This is a genomic window from Thermogutta sp. (genome assembly GCF_014359955.1).
Lineage (GTDB): Bacteria > Planctomycetota > Planctomycetia > Pirellulales > Thermoguttaceae > Thermogutta.
In genome coordinates, this window is record NZ_JACIYL010000452.1 from 1 (window position 1) to 3,650 (window position 3,650).

Consider the following 3,650-nt stretch of genomic DNA (forward strand, 5'->3'; position numbering starts at 1 on the left):
GCAAAAGCTCTCTCTGAGGTTTCCGTCCCACCACAATCAGAGAGAGACCTGACCAGGGGAGAACATAGTCCAGCAATTTCGCCAACGGGGTGAGCCTTCCAAACCACCGCATGCTTCCCGGATTGAGATGGCGGCGGCGAAGGAGTTTCGAAGTCAAGAACCAGGCCGCCGCGCCCAGGCGATTGAATTGCCGCATGAACACCACTTGAAAACCTGCGGCCTGCATTTTGTTGAGCAGGTCACAAGCGGTATAACGTCGGCAGTGTCCCACCGCCCGATCTATTTCTCCGAACAGATAGGGCTCTACGGGAACGATGATGACGCAGTGCCCTCCTTCTTCGAGGATCTGGTAAAAGCGATTCAACACATCGTCATCGTGGGGAAGATGCTCGAGGACATTGGAGCAAAAAACCGTGTCGAGCTTTTCCTCTCGCCACTGGTGATAACTCTCGGCTTTCGTCAGGTCGGCTTGGACGACACGGACGTTTTCTCGGCCTTCAAACCGGTACCGCATCATGCGGCAATAGGATGGGTCGTCATCCGCGAGCAGCAAGCGTTCGGCGCGGAGAAAGAAGGGCGAAATATGGCCTATCCCCGCTCCCACTTCGAGAATCCTGCGCCCGAGATACGGTCGTACCTGTTCCACAATCCATCTCGAATAGGCGGCCGCACGCTGGCACGAGCGCAGCGCGGCAAACGCTTCGTTGTGGGTAAACTGCGCGTCGATAAAGCGGTAGTACAGGATCGCCCAAAGCGCCTTGATACCGTCCCAGGCTTTGATTTTTTTACCTTCCGCGTAAGTTCGGCCAGAATACGAAACGGGAACCTCGTAGATCCGTGCCCCCCACTGGGCGAGACGGCAGGTGAGCTCGGGCTCGATCGTGAATGTTCGAGCATTCAAGCGCAGTTGCTTGAGTATGTCCGTGCGAATGGCCTTGTAGCCGGTCTCCATGTCGGTCAGAGTCAGATCGTTGACCATGTTGGAAACCAGCGTGAGAAACTTGTTCACCAGCGTGTGCCAGAAGAACAGCACCCGACGGGTATGCCCGATAAACCGTGAGCCAAAAACCGCGTCGGCCTGTCCCTTGAGGATCGGCTCAAGCAGAGCCGGAAAATCCTGCGGATCATACTCGAAATCGGCATCCTGAATGATCGCAACGTCTCCGGAGAGGTGAGAAATGGCTGTGCGAATGGCCGCCCCTTTGCCCATGTTTCGGCGGTGGCGAATCACTTTGATCCGCGAATCCTGTTCGGCCAATCGCAGAGCCAGCTCGTATGATCCATCCGTGGAGCCATCATCCACGATGACGACTTCCGTGGCGAGAGAGACCGGCGCCGCCAGCACCCGGCGAACGACTTCTGCCAGCGTCCACCGTTCGTTGTACACCGGGATCAAAACCGACAGTTTTCGAAATGCCACCTTCTCCGAGGAATCGCGATCCACGGCGTCGAGCGTCCCCGTCACCTTCCGAGAGAAGTTCCCCGAAGATTCCTGGGCTTCGTGAACCGGCTTCCTTGCCTGCTCACAAGAACAAACAGACGGCGAGCCTTCCGCTTTCAAAATGCCCGAAGTGGCCATAGGGAATCCTTTCCCATGGGAGGACGGTTCCTGTCAAAGTCGTGCCGATTTTTTTAATATAGCCGCGCACCCTGCGTGCCGAAAACATCAATTTTTGGCTCTGTCCGTCCGTTGCGTCCGCCTCCGCGGTCCCGGCCGAACGACTCCCTCCCCGTGGCCCCGGCCGCCAACAAAAAAGCGGCGACCAGTCGCCGCTATGGGAGTGGAACATGCCGGGCAATCGTCCGGCACACTGACTCTTGAGCAACTCAGCCCGCCGATGTTTCTCCAAGATACATCGACACCACGGCACGAGGGGCAGGTTCCCGCTGTTCTCATGGGCCCCTGCCACGTCCGCCCTGAATTCGCCCCCATTTGCCAGCCGGTTTTCTGGCCGACGCCCTCAGTCGATGCGGCTTTCCAGGTACCGCGGCAATTGATGGAAGTCCTCCTCGGGACGGATGAGCCGCTCCTTCGCCCGCAATTTGCCGGTCTGCATAAGTTCCTCAAATCGCGGATAGCGCAACTGCAACTGTCCACTGACGCTGACCATCACGCCATCCAGTTTCCGCTCGATCAGAGCGCGATAGGCACCCACGCCGAGCTGGCTGCCGAGGATGATGTCAAATGCCGTGGGACGATGGCAGCGGACCTCATAACCGAACTGCAAACTGTTGATCTTTTTCTTTTTCTTGCCGGTCCGCTCCACGTAAAGATCGTTGACAAGTCGCGCGATCCGGCCCGTGAACTTGATTTGAGACACGGGAAAATGCCCGAAGGGGTCCGGCTCGAGCTGGGCAAATTCCTCTTCCGAAACGCACTTGCGGAGCTCCTCCAGCGGGAAGTATTCGCCCATCCCTTCCGCGAAGACCACCACACCGTAGGATTTACCCTCTTTTTCCCGCGCAATAATCGTGTCCACGACGCGGTTGGCCAGGGCTTTCAGATCGATGATCTCCCGCATTTGGGGCTTGCCTGTCTCGGGGTCGATCACCTTTTGCCCTGTTTTCGGGTTGATCGTCTCTTCCGTGGTCCACCATTCGGGCGGAATATCTTCCAGACTGATGATGAGGGACGCCTCACCAGCAATTCCTGCCCCGTAGGCCAGCCACCCCGCCTTTCGTCCCATGACCTGAATGAAGAAATAGGCCCCGGCTGCCCGGGCATCGGCCAGCAGATTGCGGACCTGGGTGGCAAGCATATCCACCGCGGTGAAGTATCCGAAGGTGAAGTCAATCCCTTCGTAATCGTTGTCGATGGTCTTGGGAAGATGCACGACGGCAATTCTGCGTCCCAAGTTGGGATGGCGATCCTGGAAGAGTTTGAACTTCGCTGCGGTGGTCAGGGTATCATCGCCCCCAATAGAGATGAGGGCATCCACACCCAGCGACGAGAGCGCGTCATGGACCGTCTTGAGCGGCGCCGTCTTGGCGGGGTCGTCCAGGTCTTCGTACGTATGGACGCCTTTTCCCGGGTTTGCCCGAGCAGTCCCGATAATGATCCCCTGCTGGCTTCGCACCAGCTCCAGGTCCTCGTGCTGGAGGCGAATGTAGTGCTTTCCCTCTTGCAGCGGCTTGTCGGGGGTGTATTCCATCAGATGCGTGTAGCCCTGGCGAATACCCAGCACTTCAATTCCCATCCGGGAAAACGCGATCGCGGCACTGGCGATCACCGCATTGGCGGCAGGCGCCGGCCCACCAGAAAACAAGATAGCCACACGCTTGATCGGCGAATCCACTTTGACCGGACTTCTCAAGGCCTGACTCATACCCAATTCACCTCTTTGTCACAAAACTGGATGACTCTCCATTCCCCGAATGACGATGGTCCCTCACGGAATGCCCCACAGTCCAGAAACCGCCCCGTCGCGTACGCCATCTCTTTTATTACGTTTGTCACAACGACCGGTTTTCCTGGGACGACCTCCGTCTCGTGTCGCCCGGGGCGCTACTTTTTGGCCCCCTCCTGCTGGCTCGGGATGAATGTTCGTTCCACGAAGGTGGTATCCGCTCGCGCATCGACAAACGTGGGATGCGAGAGGATGGCTTTGCTCAGCTCGACTGTTGTCTTGATCCCTTCGATCCTCAGTTCT

Annotated in this window: 2 protein-coding genes; both read right to left on the minus strand. The window is 57.7% G+C overall.

The genetic code is table 11. The features are described 5' to 3' along the window. On the minus strand, window positions 1-1,579 hold a 1,579-nt coding region (locus tag H5U08_RS12895; protein WP_297033714.1), incomplete at its 3' end, for a glycosyltransferase. 382 nt (window positions 1,580-1,961) lie between these two features. Further along, window positions 1,962-3,326: a 6-phosphofructokinase gene (locus H5U08_RS12900; protein ID WP_297033717.1), complete on the minus strand. Its 1,365-nt coding sequence runs from the start codon at window positions 3,324-3,326 to the stop codon at window positions 1,962-1,964. Between the last annotated feature and the right edge of the window lie 324 nt (window positions 3,327-3,650).

Excerpts from the sequence above, each read along its gene's own strand:
- H5U08_RS12900 (WP_297033717.1), bottom strand. The coding sequence starts at position 3,326 with ATGAGTCAGGCCTTGAGAAGTCCGGTCAAAGTGGATTCGCCGATCAAG.